The sequence below is a fragment of the Pseudomonas capeferrum genome, assembly GCF_013523055.1.
In the GTDB taxonomy this organism is placed as follows: Bacteria; Pseudomonadota; Gammaproteobacteria; order Pseudomonadales; family Pseudomonadaceae; genus Aquipseudomonas; species Aquipseudomonas capeferrum_A.
In genome coordinates this window covers 117,662-138,833 of record NZ_JAAMQM010000013.1, presented here as the reverse complement: position 1 = coordinate 138,833, position 21,172 = coordinate 117,662, and the positions used below count along the sequence as shown (strand labels likewise).

At 65.1% G+C, this 21,172-nt stretch carries 12 protein-coding genes; 7 read left to right on the top strand and 5 right to left on the bottom strand.

Annotated features, from left to right (window positions below):
* Window positions 1-173: 173 nt before the first annotated feature.
* From G7009_RS16225 to G7009_RS16210, 4 genes are all read right to left on the bottom strand, one after another.
* Window positions 174-2,387 (bottom strand): TonB-dependent receptor, encoded by a 2,214-nt coding sequence (locus tag G7009_RS16225; protein ID WP_181131073.1) that lies wholly within the window; start codon window positions 2,385-2,387, stop codon window positions 174-176.
* Between the two features lie 185 nt (window positions 2,388-2,572).
* Window positions 2,573-2,902 (bottom strand): cupin domain-containing protein, encoded by a 330-nt coding sequence (locus tag G7009_RS16220; protein ID WP_181131072.1) that lies wholly within the window; start codon window positions 2,900-2,902, stop codon window positions 2,573-2,575.
* A gap of 266 nt (window positions 2,903-3,168) precedes the next feature.
* Window positions 3,169-4,164: an aldo/keto reductase gene (locus G7009_RS16215; protein WP_181131071.1), complete on the bottom strand. Its 996-nt coding sequence runs from the start codon at window positions 4,162-4,164 to the stop codon at window positions 3,169-3,171.
* Between the two features lie 117 nt (window positions 4,165-4,281).
* Window positions 4,282-5,133, bottom strand: coding sequence for a LysR family transcriptional regulator (locus G7009_RS16210; protein ID WP_181131070.1), 852 nt, complete (start codon window positions 5,131-5,133; stop codon window positions 4,282-4,284).
* Window positions 5,134-5,725: 592 nt separating this feature from the next.
* Between G7009_RS16210 and G7009_RS16205 the strand changes: the two genes are divergently transcribed.
* On the top strand, window positions 5,726-7,402 hold the full coding sequence (locus G7009_RS16205) for an MFS transporter (protein WP_181131069.1): 1,677 nt from the start codon (window positions 5,726-5,728) through the stop codon (window positions 7,400-7,402).
* 474 nt (window positions 7,403-7,876) lie between these two features.
* Window positions 7,877-8,890, top strand: coding sequence for an XdhC family protein (locus G7009_RS16200; RefSeq protein WP_181131115.1), 1,014 nt, complete (start codon window positions 7,877-7,879; stop codon window positions 8,888-8,890).
* Between the two features lie 741 nt (window positions 8,891-9,631).
* On the opposite strand, the gene G7009_RS16195 is transcribed toward G7009_RS16200, so the two are convergent.
* Window positions 9,632-10,210, bottom strand: coding sequence for a nucleotidyltransferase family protein (locus tag G7009_RS16195; RefSeq protein WP_181131068.1), 579 nt, complete (start codon window positions 10,208-10,210; stop codon window positions 9,632-9,634).
* A gap of 228 nt (window positions 10,211-10,438) precedes the next feature.
* Here G7009_RS16195 and mnxG point away from each other — a divergent pair, with 228 nt between their 5' ends.
* From mnxG to G7009_RS16170, 5 genes are read left to right on the top strand one after another with little or no spacing between them, the layout of a single operon-like run.
* Window positions 10,439-16,291 (top strand): manganese-oxidizing multicopper oxidase MnxG, encoded by a 5,853-nt coding sequence (gene mnxG / locus G7009_RS16190; protein WP_181131067.1) that lies wholly within the window; start codon window positions 10,439-10,441, stop codon window positions 16,289-16,291.
* Between the two features lie 19 nt (window positions 16,292-16,310).
* Entirely contained in the window at window positions 16,311-18,287 is a 1,977-nt protein-coding gene (locus G7009_RS16185; protein ID WP_181131066.1) for a cytochrome D1 domain-containing protein, read from the top strand.
* Window positions 18,284-18,952: an SCO family protein gene (locus tag G7009_RS16180; protein ID WP_181131065.1), complete on the top strand. Its 669-nt coding sequence runs from the start codon at window positions 18,284-18,286 to the stop codon at window positions 18,950-18,952. The genes G7009_RS16185 and G7009_RS16180 overlap by 4 nt, the downstream gene beginning before the upstream one ends.
* Window positions 18,949-19,620, top strand: coding sequence for an SCO family protein (locus tag G7009_RS16175; RefSeq protein ID WP_181131064.1), 672 nt, complete (start codon window positions 18,949-18,951; stop codon window positions 19,618-19,620). The genes G7009_RS16180 and G7009_RS16175 overlap by 4 nt, the downstream gene beginning before the upstream one ends.
* 5 nt (window positions 19,621-19,625) lie before the next feature.
* Window positions 19,626-21,161 (top strand): cytochrome c/ABC transporter substrate-binding protein, encoded by a 1,536-nt coding sequence (locus G7009_RS16170; RefSeq protein WP_181131063.1) that lies wholly within the window; start codon window positions 19,626-19,628, stop codon window positions 21,159-21,161.
* Window positions 21,162-21,172 lie beyond the last annotated feature (11 nt).

The following is a 21,172-nucleotide window of genomic DNA, read 5'->3' as shown; positions in this document are numbered from 1 at the left end:
CACTTGTTGTCGCAGCGACAATTAGCCGCTGCATTGGAACGAAGGCCCCGAAAATGCGGCGCGGAAAAGGAGACGCTAGCCCTGGATAGACACTCTAGCAAGGTTCCATCGTTAGACGCATGGCATCCGGGCGATACGCGCGGGCACCGCTCCCGCTCGCATCCGGTTGTCGCTCAGAAGCTGTAGGTCGCCGTGAGAATGGCCGCCCGGCCGTCTCCGTATTCGATGGCCGAAGACCGGGCGCCTGTGCCGTTCTGCTGGCGTACACGCTCGACATACTCCTTGTCGAACAGGTTGTTGATGTTCAGCTGCAAGTCCATCTGCTCGTTGACCCGGTAGGCGAGCATGGCGTTGTGTACCCAGGCGGCATCCAGCTTGGCGCTGGTGCTCGAGGTGACATTGCGCGCGCTGATGTAGCGGGCGCCATGGCCCAGGGTCCAGCCACTCGGCAACTCATAGGTTTGCCACAGGTTGAAGGAGCGCGGCGGAGTGTTGGCGAGGGCCTGGCCCTCCCGCGCGATGCCCGCGGGGGTGTCCGCGGCTTTCAAGGTCTCGCTGTCGAGGAAGGTGTAGGTGGCGAACAGGTTCCAGCGCTCGGTGACATGCCCGGTCAGGCCCAGCTCCACGCCCTGTACGCGCTGTACTCCGGCGAGCTGGGTCGATCCATCGGACATGGGTTCGCGGGCATTGTGCTTCACGACGCGAAACATGGCGGCGTCCAGCTCGAGACGCTGGTCCAGCAGCGCCCACTTGGCGCCCAGCTCCCAGGTGTCGTTTCTTTCCGGAGCAAGGCGTTCGGTAGCCGCGCTCAGGCCACGTCCATTGCCGGCCAGTGCCTCGGCCGAGGGATTGAACGAATTGCCCCAGGCCGCGTAGAAACGTCCGTTGTCGGTAGGCTTGAAGACGATACCCACGCGCCCGCTGAGTTTCTCGTCGGTGGATTCCAGGCTGGAGGTGCGCAGACGGTCGGCCGAATAGACCGCTGCCTCGCCCTTGAAACGGTCATAGCGCAGGCCGAGATTGAGGTCCCATTGGTCGTGCAGTGCCAATGTGTCGAAGACAAACAACGCCTGATTGTCCAGCGCAGTGCTCGTGCTGCCGCTCCTGGATTTGCTAGCAGGCCCCGACCATTGGCCAGGCGGGTTGCTCAGGTCATAGCCCTCGCTCGGGTAGGCGCTGCTGCGCAGGCCATGGCCGTAGGTCGTGAGATCGAGGGTCTCGCGGGAGACTTCGAGACCCGTGACCAGGTCGTGACGCAGGTTCAGCAGATCGAAGCTGGCGGTGACCAGGGTCTGGTTGATCCACAGGTCGGTTCTGGCGTCACGCCCGTAGGCCTGGGGCCCAGCGGGACGGTATCGCCCCGGCGCCAAGCCTTCGGTGCTGACATGGGAGGCCGATACCACGGTATCGCGGTCCAGCCTGCCGTAGCGAGTCATGTTCTGCAGGCGCAGGTTGTCGCTGAAGTCGTGCTCGAACAAGGCCGTCAAAGTGCTTTGTTCGACCTCTTCCTTGTCCAGGTTCCTCCAGCCGAAATAGTCCTTGCGGCCGACCCCCTGGAGCCTCTTGCCGTCCAGCGCCGGGACACCGTAGTCGGGCAGGTTGTCATCGACCTGGTGGAAGGCGCTCAAGGTCAGACGGCTGGACTCGCTCAGCCCCAGGCGCATCACGGGCGCCACGCCCCAACGCTCGCGGTCGATCCGGGCGCGGCCAGCCACGTCGTTCTGGTGCGCCATGAGGTTGAGACGCACGGCGCTGTCGTGGCCCACGCCTTCGAGGGGTTGGTTGCTGTCCAGGGTCAGGCGCCGGTAGCTGTCGCTACCAATGCTGCCACCCAGTCGAGTGAACGCCTGGTACTGCGGCTGCTTGCTGATGATGTTGATGGTGCCACCGGTAGTGCCGGCACCCCCGAACACCGAATTGGGTCCCTTGATGACTTCCACCCTGTCCACGTTGAAGGTGTCGGAGCGAGTGGTCTGGGCGCTGTCGCGCAGCCCGTCGATCTGCATGTTGCCGTTGGCCGAGAAACCGCGGATGTTGATGCTGTCACCCGAGCCGCCACCGCCTTCGCCCGCGTTGAAAGTGATGCCCGAGACGTTGGACAGCACCTGGCGCAAGCTCAGGGCCTGCTGCTCCTGGATGATCTGGGTGGGTACGACGGTGATGGTCTGGGGCGTGTCAAGGAGGGGGGCGGTGTATTTCCTGGAAGCCGAGGTTTCGGCGCGGTAGCCATTGTCGGCTTCGGCATCGATGTGGATCTCGTTCAGGTCCAGAGTGAGCGACCCAGTGTCCTTTGCCAGGGCACAGGGCGATATGGAGGCGACGGCAAGCCCGAGGGCGCCGAACATGTAGGGGCGGGCAGGGCAGGTTGGAGCATTCCTGTTGTTCATTGTGATCTTTATCCAGAAGGCTTTTTGGTATCGAGAATCATTCACCGCTGAATCGCGCGCGGCAGGACGCACAACACGTGTCCGCGCAGTGACAGATGTGGTCAATGGTTCTAGGTGATCCGGGCGCTCGACAGGTTCGGCGTCAAGCCGAAACGACGCCCGGGCGGTTCATCCCGCCGAGACGCTCAAGGTCCGTAGAAGACTGCCAGCCAGACCGTGGGAACAGCCTTGTCCGTCCACTCGACGCGATGCCGACAATGAGGCGGTATGTCGAGGTGATCGCCAGGCGCGAGCACCCGTGTCTGCGCTTCGTGTTCAAGGCGCAGACCGGCGCTGCCGCTGAGCAGCACGACCCACTCGCCTTCTTCCTGGTCATACCAGAAGCCCGGCGGGCTGGCTTGCCCCGTTGAAACGATGCGTTCGATGCGCAGACCGGGACGTGTCAGCAAGGCATCGATCCACTCGGGGCTGGCGGGGTTGGCGTCGGGCAGGACGGAGAACAGGTTGCAAGGCATGGTCGAGAGCTCGCGACAAGATGAACGCGTTCCACTATGAACGAGATTTCCCATCCCCGCGCTTACCGAGGCTCATCGTCGGCTGTAGGAACCTTCCGATATTTTCATGAGGGGTAAGGATTGGACACGCCGGCCAATATCTAAAGCGTGGCTCTGGCCGCCCCGGTCCGCGGGGCAGCCTGTCGCGCACTTGAAGGATGGATCTCTCTTCTCAGGCCAAGAGCCGAACCTGAGCCACCCGCGGGTTCTCGGGAAGCGATACCGCGTCAGGAAAACCCGGTGACCGCGTGGGGCACATACAGCGCCTCGAGACGCGTGTTCTCCTCGGCCGTCAGCGTCAGGTCGAGCGCGGCGATGGCGTCATCCAGTTGCTCGGCCCTGGAGGCCCCGACGATGGGCGTCGACACGCCTGCCTTGCCCAATACCCAGGCCAACGCCACCTGCGCCATCGGCACGCCGCGCTCGGCGGCGATCTGCTCGACTACCCCGATGACACGACCGTCCTCCGCTTCCGTCCCCTTGTAGAACGATTGCCCGGAAATATCGGTCCTGGTCCGTTCCGTCTGTTGGCCATGCGGGCGAGTGAGGCGACCCCGTGCGAGCGGGCTCCAGGGCATCAGGCCGACACCCTGATCGATGCACAGCGGGATCATCTCCCGCTCTTCCTCGCGGTACACCAGGTTGAGGTAGTTCTGCATGGAGACGAAGCGGCTCCATCCATGCGCCGCGGCCACCTGCTGGGCCTTGGCGAACTGCCAGGCATACATCGAGGAAGCGCCGATGTAGCGCGCCTTGCCTGCCTTCACCACATCGTGCATGGCCTCCATGGTCTCTTCGATGGGGGTGCCGTAGTCCCAGCGGTGGATCTGGTACAGGTCGACATAGTCCACGCCCAGTCGGGTCAGGCTCGCATCGATATTGGCCATGATCGCCTTGCGTGACAGCCCTTGCTCGTTCGGTCGCGTGGAGCCTTCCCACATGTTGGCCGGGAAGAAGACCTTGGTGGCGATGACGGTTTCATCCCGACGGGTGAACTCCTTCAACAACTTGCCCAGGATGATCTCCGACGTTCCCGCCGAATAGCTGTTGGCGGTATCGAAGAAGTTGATGCCCTGTTCCACGGCATGCTTGATGATCGGGCGGCTGGCGGCTTCACCAAGTGTCCACGGGTGAGTCCCCGCATCTGGCTCGCCGAATGTCATGCCTCCCAGGCACAACCTGGAAATGTCCAGCCCCGTGCTACCCAACTTGACGTACTTCATGCGCTGACTCCTTCCGCTGATGATCGACCAGTGTCTTGAACGACACCGTTGCAGCAGCCTAACGCAGCGTCGATCGATGCAGAATTCCACAAGCCCGCAGATGGATCATGCAAAAATTCACATGCGGTAGATGGGCGCCACGCGCTGGGTGATGAACTCGGTCACCGCCTTGATGCGAGGCGTGTCCCGTACGTCTTCGTGCACCGTCAGCCAGATGTCGAGGCTCAGGGCCTCGGTATCCATGGCCACGGGCTCGAGTCCATACTCCTCGGCCATGAACGCCGGCAGACAGACGATACCGGCGCCTCCCGCGGCCGCGAGTGCCTGGATCCGCAGGTCGTTACTGTGGAGCACGAAGTCTCGCCCTTGGGCGTGGTTGAGCAACCAGCGCTGCTGGGGCGATCTCGACTGCGTCTTGTCATAGCCGATGAAAACCTGTGCGGCGCCCGAGCGCAGAAAGTCCGGGCTGGCATACAAGGAAAAATCCAGGCGGCCCAGCAGGCTTGTCACCAGGGTCGGCTCGGTGGGCCGAGTCAGGCCGATGGTGATGTCGGCCTCTCGACGGGCCAGCGAGGCGCGCGCCTTGGTGCCCACCAAGGTCAGGCGCAATTGCGGATGGCGTTTGTACAACGCACCGATATGCCGTGCAATCAGGCTGCCGAGAAAAGCGGGAGGGGCCGAGAGCACCACCTCGCCTTCGACCCGCTGCTGGCCCGAGTCGGCATAGCGTTCCAGGGCGAAGGACGATGCGTTCATCTGCTCGGCCATCTCGCCGACACGCAGGCCTTCTTCGGTCAGCACGAAGGCCCGCGGGCGACGGTCGATGAGCTTGAGGTCGAGCGAGGCCTCAAGCGATGAGATCCGCCTGCCGACGGTCGCATGGTCGACACCCAGTGTCCTGGCCGCGGCCGACAGCGAGCCTTCTCGTACGAATGCGCAGAAATGGCGCAGGTCTTCCCAATCGAACATAGGTACCTCTTGCAAAGGGCGGCTATGGTAACCCGGAAGTGGGGCAGGCGAGCCCGTTGCGAATCGAGGCCGGTTGGGTGTGTGTCGATGGCATCCATTGTGGGGAGGCAGTGCCTGTTGTTCGAGGGAAACATGCCAGGTCGGTGCTGGAGCTTATCGTTCGACTTACGGTTTTTCGTATGGCTGCAGGCCCTGTCGCGGGACAAGCCCGCTCGCCACCGGTCCACGGTATGCCACCTGGAATATGTCTTTGCTGCACCGCGGACCGGTGGCGAGCGGGCTTGTCCCGCGACAGGGCCTGCAGCCATACGAAAAACCCAGGCAGCGTGCCCAGGACCAGAGCCCGCTGCCCAACTCAACCGATACTCCCTACCCCCCCAGCCCGTCGCAGATCCCGACGATGCACTTGCCGCCAGTGGACATCCGTCCAAGCGCGTTTATGCTTCAAGAGACCGCGCAGCGATGCGTGGCCGTCAGCCTGCGTTCAAGCGTTACGCAAGTCATTGACTCGATGACATCAGCCCTTGGGCCTGGGTACGTACGGATGCGGTAGTGAGGTGCTCCGGCCTGGAAGAACACGACGGAGACAACCATGGCGGCAATCGACAGCACTTCCACGGGCCCTGTGCCCAACCGCGGAATGACCAAGGAGGAGCGCAAGGTCATCTTCGCCTCGTCCCTGGGCACCGTGTTCGAGTGGTATGACTTCTACCTCTACGGTTCCCTGGCCGCCATCATCGCGAAGCACTTCTTCGCCGGCGTCAACGAAACCACGTCCTTCATCTTCGCCTTGCTGGCGTTCGCCGCCGGTTTCGCGGTCAGGCCGTTCGGCGCGATCGTGTTCGGTCGCCTGGGCGACATGATCGGGCGCAAGCACACTTTCCTTATCACCATCGTGATCATGGGTCTGTCCACCGCCGTGGTCGGCCTGTTGCCCAGTTACGCCAGTATCGGCGTGGCAGCGCCGATCATCCTCATCACTCTGCGCCTGCTCCAAGGCCTGGCGCTGGGCGGCGAGTACGGTGGCGCGGCGACCTATGTGGCCGAGCACGCGCCACCCGGCAAGCGCGGCTTCTTCACCTCGTGGATCCAGACCACCGCCACGCTGGGCCTGTTCCTGTCGTTGCTGGTGATCCTCGCCTGCCGCACCGTGCTCGGCACCGAAGCCTTCGAGGCCTGGGGCTGGCGGATTCCGTTCCTGCTGTCGATCGTGCTGTTGGTGATTTCGGTGTACATCCGCCTGCAGCTCAGCGAGTCGCCGGTATTCCTGAAGATGAAGGCCGAAGGCAAGGCCTCCAAGGCGCCGCTGACCGAATCCTTCGCGCGCTGGGACAACCTGAAGATCGTCATCATGGCGCTGCTCGGCGGCACCGCCGGCCAGGCCGTGGTCTGGTACACCGGGCAGTTCTACGCCCTGTTCTTCCTGCTGCAGACACTCAAGATCGATCCCCAGACCGCCAACCTGCTGATCGCCGGTTCCTTGCTCATCGGCACGCCGTTCTTCGTCCTGTTCGGCAGCCTGTCCGACCGGATCGGGCGCAAGAAGATCATCATGGCGGGCTGCATCATTGCCGCGCTGACCTATTTCCCGATCTTCAAGGCCCTGACCCAGTACGGCAACCCCGACGTTTTCGTCGCCCAGGAGCAGAACCCCGTGGTCGTGGTCGCCGACCCCGAGCAATGCGCGTTCCAGTTCGATCCGGTGGGCAAGGCCAAATTCACCAGTTCGTGCGACATCGCCAAGAGTCTGCTGGCCAAGCGCGCCATTCCCTACCAGAACGAGAAGGCCGAACCCGGTACACTCGCTCAGGTGCGGATCGGCGACAGGGTGGTCCCGAGCTTCGAGGGCACCGGCATGCCGGTCGCCGATTTCAAGGCGCGCAATGACGCATTCGTCGCCACGCTCGGTGGGGCGCTGAAGGAGGCGGGTTACCCCGAGAAGGCCGACCCCGCCAAGACCCACTACCCGATGGTCCTGCTGCTGCTCACGATCCTGGTGATCTACGTAACCATGGTCTACGGCCCCATCGCCGCATGGCTGGTCGAGCTGTTTCCCGCGCGTATCCGCTATACCTCGATGTCGCTGCCTTATCACATCGGCAACGGCTGGTTCGGCGGCTTCCTGCCCACCGTGGCATTCGCCATGGTGGCGGCGACCGGTGATATCTACTATGGGCTGTGGTACCCGATCATCATCGCGGTGATGACGGCGGTGCTCGGGATCTTCTTCCTGCCGGAGACCAAGGACCGCGCGATCCATCACACCTGACCGCGACGGCGTGCCCTGGTCAGGGACGGGCGCGCCTGGCGGCGGCGAGTGTCAGCGTGCAGACAGTAGTGAAGCCATTGCCAGACCGGCGATCAAGACGACGTCAGCGCCATGGTCAAGACGCTGGAAAAGGCCGGAGCCGTGACCGATGCCGCTCCGCGATGGGCGGAACGGGGCAGGGGCGGCGGGTCGCCGATGCGATTTACCTGCGAACAAGGACGCGGTTCTTGCTCGGACCCAGAGGGTGGCAGGGCGGACCTCTTCGCGGGTGAACCCGCTCCCACAGGTATTTGAACTGCGCCCCTGATGGCGGACAGGTGTCCACCATCAGGGGCGCAGTTCAATCGCGGCGGTTCCAAAATCCATGCCTCGAATCTTGATTTTTTCCGAACCAACCCACCCCCGACCGTTGTCCTAGCCGGTGGGCATCCGTATCTTTGGCGAATGCCATACCTGGCTGGAGGGTTTCTCATGATGGACAACGTCGACCTGGATGTCTTGCGCGCCGCGCTGGCCTGGCGCAGGGATGGGCACGGCGTGCGCTTGTACATGGTCATCGAGACCTGGGGCAGCGCGCCGCGCCAGCCAGGCGCGATGCTGGCATTGCGCGACGACGGGACGGTCATCGGTTCGGTGTCGGGGGGCTGTATCGAAGACGATCTCATCGAACGCCAGGCCGCTGGCCGCATCGCGCCCGCGAAGCAGGCAGTCGGTATCGTGACCTATGGCTTCACGGCACAGGAGGCATCGCGTTTCGGGTTGCCTTGCGGGGGAACCTTGCGCCTTACCGAGGAGCGGATCGACGACTACGGTTGGCTGGACGAGCTGGTAAGGCGCTGCGAATCGCACCAGGTGACCGTTCGGGAACTGGACCTGCGCACCGGCAAGGTATTGCTGCATGACGCGAGCCTCGATGATGCGTTTCACCAGGATGCCTCGAAGGTTCGCGCGGTGTACGGCCCGCGTTGGCGGCTGATGATGATCGGCGCGGGCCAGCTCTCCCGCTACGTTGCCGAGATGGCGCTGATGCTGGGCTTCGAAGTCCTGGTCTGCGACCCGCGCAGCCAGTTCGCCGCAGAGTGGCCAGGGATGGACGTGCGCTGGATCGCGGGCATGCCCGACGACGCCGTGCTGTCTATCCATCCCGACGAGCGCACGGCCATCGTGACCCTCACCCACGATCCTCGGCTGGATGACATGGCTCTGCTCACCGCGTTGAAGTCCAACGCCTTCTACGTAGGCGCCATCGGTTCGCGCAAGACCAGCGCGCGCCGACGCGAATACCTGGCCGAGCTGGGCTTGCAAGCTCACGAGATCGCTCGATTGCACGGGCCTATCGGCCTCGATATCGGCAGTTACACGCCGGTGGAGATCGCCCTGTCGTTCATGGCCGAACTGGTGGCGTTGAAGAATGGTGTCGCTGGGCGTAGGAGCACTGACCTGGCAAGCGGTCCCACGGTAGCGATGGCGGTCGCTGCCAGTGCGTGATCCCTGTGGGAGCGGGTTTACCCGCGAAGCAAGCCACGCGGTAGATGACACGGGCTTCGCCCGTGTTAACGGGCAAGCCGCATCGGCGAACCGCCGCTCCCACAGAGCACTGACCCGGCAAGCGGTCCCGCGATAGCGATGGCGGTCGCTGCCAGTGCGTGATCCCTGTGGGAGCGGGTTTACCCGCGAAGCAAGCCACGCGGTAGATGACACAGGCTTCACCCGTGTTCGCGGGCAAGTCGCATCGGCGAACCGCCGCTCCCACAGAGTACTGACCCGGCCAGCGGTCCCGCGATAGCGATGGCGGTCGCTGCCAGTGCGTGCTCCCTGTGGGAGCGGGTTTACCCGCGAAGCAAGCCACGCGGTAGATGACACAGGCTTCGCCCGTGTTAGCGGGCAAGTCGCATCGGCGAACCGCCGCTCCCACAGAGTACTGACCCGGCCAGCGGTCCCGCGATAGCGATGGCGGTCGCTGCCAGTGCGTGATCCCTGTGGGAGCGGGCTTGCCCGCGAACACGGGCGAAGCCCGTGCCATTCACCGCGTGGCTTGCTTCGCGGGTAAACCCGCTCCCACAGGGATTGACTGTCCCCAAGGGATAGATGGGGGGTCCAACTTTTTGAGGACAGTCCAGGGAACGCATGCATTTCGAATTTTGAGCAAGAAAGTTGCTCCACAGGTACGGCGGTGGCTCAAGAAACGTTCTTTGAGCGACAGGGCAGCGCAACGAGCTGGGTGATCTCCTACAAGGTGGTAATCAAAGCGGCGGGCACATCCACGTCTCGCAGTACGCCTGGATCGCTTACTTCGACGCGAATCACCGCGTTCGGATGGGCCTTGACCACGGCTCTGGCGCCTTCATCGCCGGTCAGTCTTCGCAGTTCGGGCCAGAAGCGACGCCCGAAGATGACCGGATGCCCCGGCTGACCCTGGTGAACCGGCACTACGATACGTTCCGCCCCAGCCTCGGCGAACAGCCGGGCCAGGGTTTCGTCAGCGATCCAGGGCATGTCGCCGAGGAAGATGGCCACGGCGTTCGCCTTCGAATGCTGGTCGAGCGCTTCGATGCCGCTGGCCAGGCTGTGGCCCATTCCCAAGGCGGCGGATTCGCCGCGCACCAGGTTCACGCCATCGGCAATGCCCAGGGCGCGGCGGTCATCCTCGGGACGTAGCACCACCCAGACCTCCGGCAAGCGGGCCAGGACCTGCGACAGGCTGGTGGCGAGCAAGGTCTGGCCCCCCGGCAGCGGGGCCTTTCGCTTGTCCGCGCCGAAGCGTCGGGAAAATCCCGCCGCCAGAACCAGTCCGGTAATCGTCTCCATCATTCTTTCCTCTCTTCGAAGCATTGACGCCAGTCTGAAGGGTTCCCGGCGCCAGCGAAACCTTTCGAAAACACCGTCCCTGACACCCCCCAATACAGGGGCACCCCATGGGGGAAGCTCCCCAACTCGTTTCGGTTGTCATCACAACTACTTGATATAAAAGAATTTTATTTATGGCACGGCGCTTGCTCCAGCTGCCTCAGATCCCCTGAGTCCTGGAGGTGCAGCATGATGACCCCATTGAAAGGCTCGGTCCTGACTTCACTCGTGCTGGCCATGTTCGGCTGGCAGGCGACCAGCGAGGCGGCTGTGCAGTGCCAGCGCACCGTGGTAGCCAACGTCGTCGCATTGGACCAACCACTAATGTTCAACCGTCTCGGCGCGCAGAATGCCAATGGCATGATATTCGCCCTCCAGCAGGACGTCGTGGACGAGCACCTGGTGCCGCTGTCCAGAGGCGGCGCCGCGATCCCCGGCAAGGTGACGTTGCGCCCGGACAAGCGTCCCCGCCCCATCGTGCTGCGCGTCGCCGCGGGTGACTGCCTGACAGTCAACCTGACCAACCTGCTGGCCTACCAGGCCAACCCGAACAAGCACGGTCTCGATCATGAAGAAAACGAGGTCGAAGGCGAAGAAGAGGAAGAGGGGCCGGAGATCGAAAACGAGGGCGATGAACACTTCGTCGCCGACGAGCAGGTCACCGACCGTCACGTAGGTTTCCAGGTCAACGGCATGCAGGCGGTCAATAGCATCGCCGACATCGCCGCCAACGCGGGACGCAACGGCAACTTCCTGATCGCCCCCGGCGGTACGCGCGGTTATACCCTTTACGCCGAACGCGAAGGCGCATTCGCCGCCACCAGCCTGGGCGCTACCTTCGGTGGCCAGGGCGGGGCGGGCAACGTCGCCAACGGACTGTTCGGCCAAGTCGTCGTGGTGCCCAAGGGCGGTCGTATCTACCGCAATACCCTCACCGAAGAGGAAATGCGCCTGGCCAGTACCGGTCGCGCGCCAACCGGGCAACCGGTAGTCAACTACGAAGCCCGCTACCCGCAGGTCGAACCCTGGATCAGCGAGGGCCGGGCCGGCCTGCCGATCATCGCCATGCTCGACGGCAACCAGATCGTCAGCAGCGACACCGATGCCATCGTCATGGGCCCTAACGCCGACGGCAGTTTCCCCGCCTCGACCTACCCACTGGAAAAGCTCGGCAAACGCAATCCGGCGCTACCCAACCGCCTCGAGGCCTTCCGCGACTTCGCCTCGCAGTTCGCCGACGAGGTCGCGGCCACCCAGGCCTTCCCCGGCTACTGGGCCGACCCGGTGATGGGCCATGTGCTGGAACCCGCCCGCGACTCGTTCATGATCAACTATGGCTCCGGTGGCATGGGCGCCGAGGTCGTGGCCAACCGCCTCGGCGTCGGGCCCATGCATGACTGCCTGTCGTGCGCCTACGAGGAGTTCTTCCTCAGCGCGCATACCGTCGGCGACGTCGGCATGCTGGTCGACGTGCCCGCCAACGTCGGCCTGGAGAGCATCCGCCCGGGCGAGACGCCGCCCGCCAGCGCGGTGGGCGTCAAGGCCAGCATGGCCCTGTACCCGGCCGAGCCGGCCAACGTGCACCACAGCTATATCGGCGACTTCACCAAGTTCCGCAACACCCACAACGGCCATGAACAGCACATCTTCCACCTGCATGGCCACCAGTGGCTGTTCAACCCGCATGACGACAACTCCGACTACATCGATGCACAAGGCATCGGTCCAGGCACGGGCTACACCTACGAAATCGCCAACGGCGGCTCGGGCAACCGCAACCGCGTGGCGGGCGATGCCATCTACCACTGCCACTTCTACCCGCACTTCGCCCAAGGCATGTGGGCCATGTGGCGGATACATGACGTGTTCGAGGAAGGCACGCGTCTGACCGTCAGTGGCGACAGCGCCAATGGCTACCACAGCACGCCGTTCGCCTTGCGCAACGGCAAGCCGGCCGCGGGCGCCCGCGCCCTGCCGGATGGGGAAATCGTCGCTGGTACGCCGATCCCGGCGATCGTGCCATTGCCCGGCAAGGCCATGGCGCCCATGCCCGGCAAGGTCGCCGTCATACCCAAGCTGGCCGAGCCGATGATCGCCAATCACGACGACGATGAAGAGGAGGGCGAGGACGACGACCATGAGCAGGAATCCGTCGAACCACGGGCCATCGGTTCGCTGGTCCTGGTCGATCGCAGCGAAAGCAACCGCAATGCCGATGGCAGCCTGAAGAACCCTGGCTATCCGTTCTGGATCGGTGGCATGGAAAGCAGCGTCGGCCAACGTCCGCCCACCCCGCCCCTGGACATGCTCGACCCTGAAATGGCTCGCCAGCTCAAGGCCAGCGGCAATGCACTGTGGGCCAACCTGGACCCGAACCAGGTCGAAGGTTGGGACGGAGGCTTGAGCCGCCACGTGCTCGATGGCGTATCGGCCGGCGGCGAGGCCGTCACCACCACCACGGCGCTGGACTTCTCCAAGGTCGTGCACAAGGCCAAGCCCATCTACCTGCCCGAGCAGGGCACCGAGGTCGAGCAGGCGGCGATGCGGTTCCATGCCAAGGCCGAACACGCTAGCTACGCCCTTGTCCCGGGCAGCCAGCCGGTACCGCGCAACTTCCGCACCAACGGTGCGCCACCCGTTGCCGGCGCGCCGTTCTACGAGCCGTGCATGGACGACCGCGGCAAACGCCTGACCCAGTCTTCCGGCGCGGGCGAGTACTTCAGCGGCGAAGGCCAGGGCGCTATCAACTTCCGCGGCGCATCCACCTTCACGGCCGACCGCCCACGCATCTACAAGGGGGCCAACATCCAGTTCGACGCGGTGTACAACAAAGTCGGCTACCACTTCCCGCAAGCGCGCATCATCGCACTCTGGGAAGACGCCTGGCCGGTGATCACCAAACAGCGTCCGCCAGAGCCGCTGGTGATGCGCATGAACACCTTCGACTGCACCCAGTACCAGCACACCAACCTGATCCCTTCGGTCTACGAGATGGACGACTACCAGGTCCGCACCCCGACCGACGTGATCGGCCAGCATATCCACCTGCCCAAGTGGGACCTGACTGCGGCGGACGGCGCGGCCAACGGCTGGAACTACGAGGACGGCATCCTTTCGCCCGGTAGCGTGGTCGAACGCATTCACGCCATCCGCGCGTTCAACGGTTGCACCGAAAGCGATGCTCGCGACGGCAGCGCCGAATGCCCGAAAGCCAAGCAGCATCCTTACTTCGGCCGCTTCGGCAGGGGTGACTGGCTGGGTGCGCGGACGGCCATGCAGCGCTGGTTCGCCGACCCGCTGGTCAACGTCCACAACGTCGACCGTGGCCTGGGGACCATCTTCACCCACGACCACCTCGGCCCATCGACCCATCAGCAACTGGGCCTGTATGCCACGGTGCTGGCCGAACCGGCCAACTCCACCTGGTACCACGCCGAGACCGGCGAGAAACTGTACAACCCGGCAACCCGCCAGGACGGTGGTCCGACCTCGTGGCAAGCGGTGATCCAGACCGGGGACCACGATGGCGACGGCCGCAACGACAGCTATCGCGAGTTCTTCCTGGAATACAGCGACTTCCAGCATGCCTATGAGGCGGGCGTGTATGTCGGCGCCGGCCCGGATGGGGTGCCCAACCCGCAGTCCTACCCGGCCACGCCCGACAGCTTCCGCTACGCCATCAACCCCCCTGTGCGGCAGAAGGCCTCGAACCTGCTGGAGTCGGTGGTCGAATCCCGTGGTGGCCTCAACCCAGGCTGCCCGACCCGGCCATGCCCACAGGCGATCTCGGTGGATGACCCCGGCATGTTCGTCGTCAACTACCGCAACGAACCCTTGGCGCTGCGGGTGTTCGACCCCAACAAGGTCGCTCCGGACGGCAAGCGGGGCATGCAGGCCGATGGCCTGGCCGGAGACCTGGCCTATGCCATGCAGAGCCGTACCGACCGGGCGATTCCGGCGATGAACCTGGCGCCATCGGCGATCACCTCGGCCGTCGGGCCGACCGGGGGCACCACGCTGTTCCCACCGCACATCAACAAAGGCAGCGAACCCGGTGACCCCTTTACGCCGATGCTGCGCACCTATTCGGGCGACAACGTGCGTCTGCGCATGCACGCCGGCGGACACGAGGAGGAACACAACGTCACCCTGCACGGCGTGAAATGGCTGCAGAACGGCTCCGGCTTCGGCAGCAGCTCCAACTCGGGCTGGAAAGCCTCGCAGATGATCGGTATCTCCGAACAGATGGGCTTCATGGCGCCGGTGTCGATGATCTCCAGCTCCGCCGCCATCAATGGTGACTACCTGTACGCCCTCGATGCCTCGCTGGAAGGCTACTGGAACGGCATCTGGGGCGTCATGCGCAACTACACCGCCCAGCGCGGCGACCTGTTCGCGCTGTCCAACAACCCGCAACCGGTGGCCATGCGCAACACGGTCGCCTTCGACGGCATCTGCCCACGCACCACGGCCAATCCCAACGGCATCGGCACGCGTCCCACGGTCAAGCGCAGCTACGAGATCGTCGCCGCCCTGGCCAACGACATTCTGGAGAACCGTCACGGGGTGAGCATCAGCGACCCGGCCGGCATCGGCCAGCATGTCGGCGGACCGCTCAAGGCCAATGGCGGCACCCTGGTGTTCAACAGTCGCAAGACCAGTATCCCGCAAACCACCGTCTTCGACGAAGAGGAGGGCATCAGCTTCACGGTCGGCGGCCACAGTGCTCCGCTGCATGACCCGACCGCCGTGCTCTACGTGCGCAAGGCCGACCTTGACCCGATCACTGGCAAGCTCAAGCCCGGCGTGCCGGTCGAGCCCCTGGTCCTGCGCGCCAACGCAGGGGACTGCATCAGTGTCACCCTGGAAAACCGTCTGCCGCTGGTGATGCCGGACCTGGCCAGCACCGCAGTGATGCAGAACTTGGTCAAGCGCGATCGTAACGGCAGCGAAGGCTCCACGGCGTTCAACAACAACCTGATGCGGCCTTCCAGCCATATCGGCCTGCACGCCCAGCTGCTCAGCTACGACATCACCAAGTCCGACGGCACCAACATCGGTCTCAACCCGTCGCAGACCGTGCCCCCGCGTGCCGGCAGCACCGGAGCCTACCCGAGCAAGGTGTACCAATACTACGCCGGGCACCTGGAGCGTGAAGGCAAGCCGGTGATCCAGCTGGGCCGCACCGTGGACAACATCAACACCACGGCGATCGAGTTCGGCGGGCTCAACCTGACCCCGGCGGATGTCATCAAGCAACCGCAGAAGGGGTTGGTGGGCGCCATGACCATCCTGCCGCAGACGGCTACCTGGACCGAGGATAGCGCCAGTCGCGCTTCGGCCACGGTACAGGTCAGCGGTCAGCCGGCCTACCGCGACTTCGTCACCGTGTGGCAGCGGGCGTTGAACATGCGCTGGGCCGACGGGCGGCCGGTGGAAGGCATCGCGACTGAAGGCAATGGCGTGCCAGGCGACCCGAAAGACAACGGCAACATGGCGCTGAACTACAAGACCGAGCCGCTGTGGCTGCGCTTCGGCCTGGCGCCGGACGCTCCGTTCGGCCACGCCAACGGCAACGGCTTCGCCGATGTACCGAATGCCCACATGGCCTACAGCAACGCCCTGGTCGGCGGCGACCCGCAGACACCGGTGCTCTGGGCCAAGCCTGGTCAGCCGCTGCGCAGCCATGTGCTGATGCCCAGTGGCGGCAGCCGTGGCATCACCTACCAGCTCGATGGGCACCTGTGGCCGCTGCATGCCTACCAGGCCGAGAAGAATGACCTCGATGGCCATCCGCTGGGCCTGCCGGGGATCGGCTCGGTGCGCTTTGGCTACAACCCGATGTCGATCTACATCGGCGCCCAGGAAAGCGTGCTGCCCGCGGCGCACTTCAGCTTCATGTTGCCAAGCGCCGGGGGGATGAACGCGGTGCCGGGCGACTATGTATTCCGCGACTACGCCGCCTACGGCAATGCCTCGGGGTTGTGGGGGCTGCTGCGGGTGACCAACGAAGCACCGCCGACCACGGCCGTGGCGCAGTAGACAAGGGGGAGTACCGGGCATGGACAAGAAGAATCGACCCGCGTACCTGGGGGTGCTGGGCGCGGCGCTGATCGGACTGGGGGTAGCTTGTGCCGTGTTCTGGGGCGATCCACGCGAGCTGCTGCAGCCGCTCGCCGATCCCCAGGGCCTGCACCGGCTGAGCCGTGACGGCGTCACGGTGGAATTCGAGGCACGCCCCCTGGAGGGTGGCGAACTGCGGGCTGGCGCTTTTGCCAACATCCGCTTCAAGGTCAGTGACGAACGCAGCGGTCAGCCGTTGTCGGGCATGGCGCCGGGGGCCTGGTTGGACCCCGCGCAGTCGGCGCCGGCCAGCGCAGATCGTGACAGCAGCTGCAAGGCCAGGGTGGCGCTGTTCCTCAAGAGCAGTATCGGCGCGCGGCCCTTGCTCGACCTCAACAGCTACTTCCTGCTGGTGCTGAACAATGATGCCAGCCTGACGGTGGTCGATCCCACGGTATCGGTCGGGGGCGTGACCAGCACCCTGGCCCGTATCGACCTGCCGGGGCGGCCCATGGACTGGGTCGCCGGCAGCGATGACAAGCAGGTCTTCGTGTCCATGCCCGAGCGCGGCGAGGTGGCGGTGATCGACACCGAGACCTTCCGTCGCGTGGCCACCTTGCCCGCCGGCGAGCAACCGGTGCGGGTCGCCTTGCAGCCGGACCTGCGGCGGTTGTGGGTGGGCAACAACAGCAAGGATCCCGCGCGCGGTGGGGTCACGGTGATCGATGTGCATAGCCGCAGCACCCTGAAATTCTTCGCCACCGGCTCGGGACATCACGAGATCGCCTTCAGCGCCGATTCCCGCTACGCCTTCGTCAGCAATCGCGACAGCGGCACCCTGAGCGTCATCGATGCCGCCCAGATGCGCCTGGTGAAGACCCTGTCGGTTGGGCCGCGTCCCTTGTCGGTCAGCTACTCGGCGCTGTCCCAGGCGGTCTACGTGACCGATGGCGAGGAAGGCACGGTGCGGGTCATCGATGCCCAGAAGCATACGCCGCGGCATACGGTCACCGCCGAACAGGGCCTGGGGCCGATGCGTTTCAGCGGCGACGGACGCTACGGCATCGTCCTCAATACCCTGGAGAACCAGGCGCTGGTGATCGACGCCAGCACCGATCGGCTGATCCATAGTATCCCCGTGGCCGCCGAGCCCTACCAACTGACCTTCACCAAGGGCTACGCCTACGTGCGCGGCCTGGCTTCGCCGAAGGTCAGCATGATCAACCTGGGCAGCCTGGGCGAAGGCCGCGAGCCGATCGTGCAGGGTTTCGAGGCCGGCCCCGCGGCGCCGCGCCAGGCCGGCGACCTGCCGTTGGCCCAGGGCCTGAGCGTGGCCCGTGACGACAACTCGGTGTTCGTGGTCAACCCGGTGGATAACACCACCTACTTCTACGCCGAGGGGATGAATGCCCCGATGTCGGGCTATAACAACCGTGGCAGCCACGCGCGGGCGGCCATCGTCATCGATCGCAGCCTGCGCGAGCTGGCGCCGGGGGTATACGGCTCGACGGTGAAGATGCCGGCCGCCGGCACCTTCGATGTGGCGTTCCTGCTCAACCAGCCACAGATCATCCACTGCTTCAGCACGCAGATCGTCGACGTGCCCGGCGCCAGCAAGCACAAGAGCGCGCGCGTGGAATTCATCGGTGCCGACAAACCGTTACCGCAGAACAGCCTCTTCACGGCCAAGGTGCGCATCCTCGATGACGACGGCAAGCCGCGCCTGGGCTTGCGCGACATCAGCCTGCGCTACTTCCTGGCACCTTCGTCCCTGGCGCGCAGCGTGCCGCTCGACGAAGTCGGCGAGGGGGTCTACCAGGCGTCGCTGCGACTGGCCGAGGCCGGTGCCTGGTACCTGCATGTGCAGGCGCCCTCTCTGGGAGCCAAGTTTGCCGAAAACAACTACACCAGCCTGCGCGTCCTGCCGGTCGCGGTGCCTACCGTTTCCCAAGCGCAACCCAGGAGTATGCGATGAACGCCGTCTCGTCTTGCAGATTGCTTGGTTTGAGCCTGTTGCTGACCAGCCCTCTGGCGCTGGCGCACGGCGGTCATGACCCCGCCGCGCACGCCAACCATGCCGCGCCCGAGGCTCACCAGGAAAAAACCAGCGTGCGCTTTGCCGACGTTTCCCTGCTCGACCAGGCAGGCATGCCGGTGCGCCTGGAAAAGGAGCTGGTAGGCGATCGCCTGGTAGTCATGGGTTTCATCTACACCAGCTGCACCACGGTGTGCCCGGTGGTCTCCTCGATCATGTCCAAGGTCCAGCGGACGCTGGGAGGACGGGTCGGCGAGGAGGTACAGCTGGTGTCGATCAGCGTCGACCCGCAGCGTGACGATCCCAAGCGCCTGGCTGGCTATGCCAAGGCATTCCAGCATGGGCCGGGCTGGAGCTGGTTGACCGGCACGCCCTATGCCATCGCCGAGACCCTGAAGGGCCTCGGCAGCTTCAGCGCCAACCTCGGCCAGCATCCGCCGCTGATCCTGGTGGGGGACGGCCGCACTGGCCACTGGACACGCTACTACGGCTTCACCGACCCGGCGGTATTGATCAGCGAAATCGATCGCCTCAGCGCCAGGCGCGTGCACGCCAGTCACACCGCGATCGCCGGGACGCCGGACCATCAGGAGCCACGACCATGAGTAGCCTGAACGAACACCGCGCCGCGAGGCCTGGCCGCCACATGCGAGGCATCGACTGGCTGGCGTTGGTCGGCTGCCTGTGGATCCTCTCTTGCGTGGCGCTCGCCCATGAGGGCCACGCGCCCCCTGCTGCGACGCCCGAGCCTGTCGCGGGCAGCCCGGGCGGCACCCGCGACGCGCAGACCTGGTTCACCGATACCGTGCTCCAGGACCAGAACGGCCGCGAGCTGCGCTTCTACAGCGATGTGTTGAAGGACAAGGTAGTGATGCTCAATGTCATCTTCACTCACTGCAACGAAGCCTGCCCCCTCATTACCCGCAAATTGCGCGAGGTGCGCGAAGCCATGGGGCCGGAGCTGGCGAGCCAGGTGACGTTCATTTCCATCAGCAGCGACCCGGGGAATGACACCCCGGCGGTGCTCAAGGCCTTCGCCGAGAAACAGGGGGTGGACGGCGCGAACTGGCTGTTCCTCACCGGTGACAAGGCCAGCGTGGACCTGGTGCTGGGTCGCCTGGGGCATTTCCTGCCGAGTCCCGAGCAGCATTCGACGCAGTTGATCGCCGGGGATGTCCCCGGCAAGCGCTGGAGCAAGATTCGCCCGGATGCCCCGGCAGCGGCGATCGCCCAGCGCATGCGGCTGCTGACCCAGCCTCTGGCGGATCGGTGAGCGCCATGCGCCGACTGCTCGCATGCCTGGCGGGAATGGCGCTCTACGGTACCCTGGGGTGCGGCTCCGCCCTGGCCCTCGACCTGAGCGCCGAGGAACAGGCGGGCAAGCGCCTGTTTCGCGAGGGCGTGTCGAGCAGCGATGCCCAAGTGGTCGCACGAGTGGGCGCCAGCGACATGACGGTGCCGGCCAGTGTGCTGCCCTGCGCCAGCTGCCATGGTTTCGATGGGCGCGGACGCGCCGAAGGGGGCGTGCGCCCGCCGACCCTCGATTGGCAGCGCCTTGCCTTGGGGCAGGGCGAGCGCGAGGTCAACGGTCGTCGTTATCCCGCCTACAGCGATGCCAGTGTCGCGCGTGCCATCGGGCAGGGTCTCGACCCGGCCGGCAACCGTCTGGACCCGGCCATGCCACGCTTCGTCCTGAGCATGGCCGATCAGCGCAACCTCACCGCCTATCTGAAACGCCTTGGCGAGGAGCGTGACCCCGGTCTTGAAGAAGCGACCTTGCGCCTGGGGACTCTGCTGCCAAGCCAGGGGCCGCTGGCCGAAGCGGGGCGCGTGGTGCGCGCCGTGCTGGAAGATGGCTTCGAACAGCTCAACCTGCAGGGCGGCATCCACGGTCGGCGCCTGCACCTGGTGACGCTCGACCCAGGCCCGGATCAGGCCAGTGCCGAGCAGGCACTGGCGCGGCTGCTCGATGGCGAAGAAGTGTTTGCCCTCATCGCCCCCTTGGCACCCCTGCTCGATGGCGTGTTGAGCCAGCGGCTGGAAAGCGCTGGCGTTCCGTTGATCGGCAGTACTCCGCGCAGCGGCGGTAGCCCGCAGATCTTCGACCCCTTGCCCGGATTGCGCGAACAATTGCTCAGCCTGGCCGCGCATGGCCGACAGGCGCTCGCCCTGGGCCCGGGGGCGCTCCAGGTGGTGTATGCCGGGGATGACCAGGGCGCATTGGCCGAGTCGTTATGGCAGCGCTTGCGTTTGCTGGGCTGGGCACCGCCGCCGCTGCGTGCCTTCGATGGGCGGGCAGTCGAAGGGCAGGGCATCCTCTATGTCGGTCGTGCCGGGGGCTTCGCCGAGCTGGCCAACGCCTTGCAGGCGGCGGGACGATCGCCCTACCTGTTCGCGGCCTCGAGCCAGGTCGCCGGGGCTCTTCCAGGTCTGCCGGCACACTGGTCGCAGCGACTGTTCCTGGCCTATCCCTTCGTGCCGGGCGACTGGACCGAACAGGGTCGCGCCAGCCTGGCCGACATGCAGCGACGCCAAGGTCTGGATGGGCGCCAGGCTTCCTTGCAGGTGGGCACGCTGTGCGCGCTCAAGCTGCTTACCGAGGCACTGAAACAGATGGGGCGCGATACGAGCCGCGAACACCTTGTACGCGTCCTCGAGGGCCTGCACGACGTACCCACCGGCCTGACCCCGGCGCTGAGCTTCGGTCCGGGCCTGCGCCATGGCCTGGCGGGCGCCCACGTCGTAGCGGTCGACCTGCCGGGACCGCGGTTTCGCGCCGTCGCGCCCTATCGGCCGGCACCGGACATACCTTGAAGGAGCTTCCC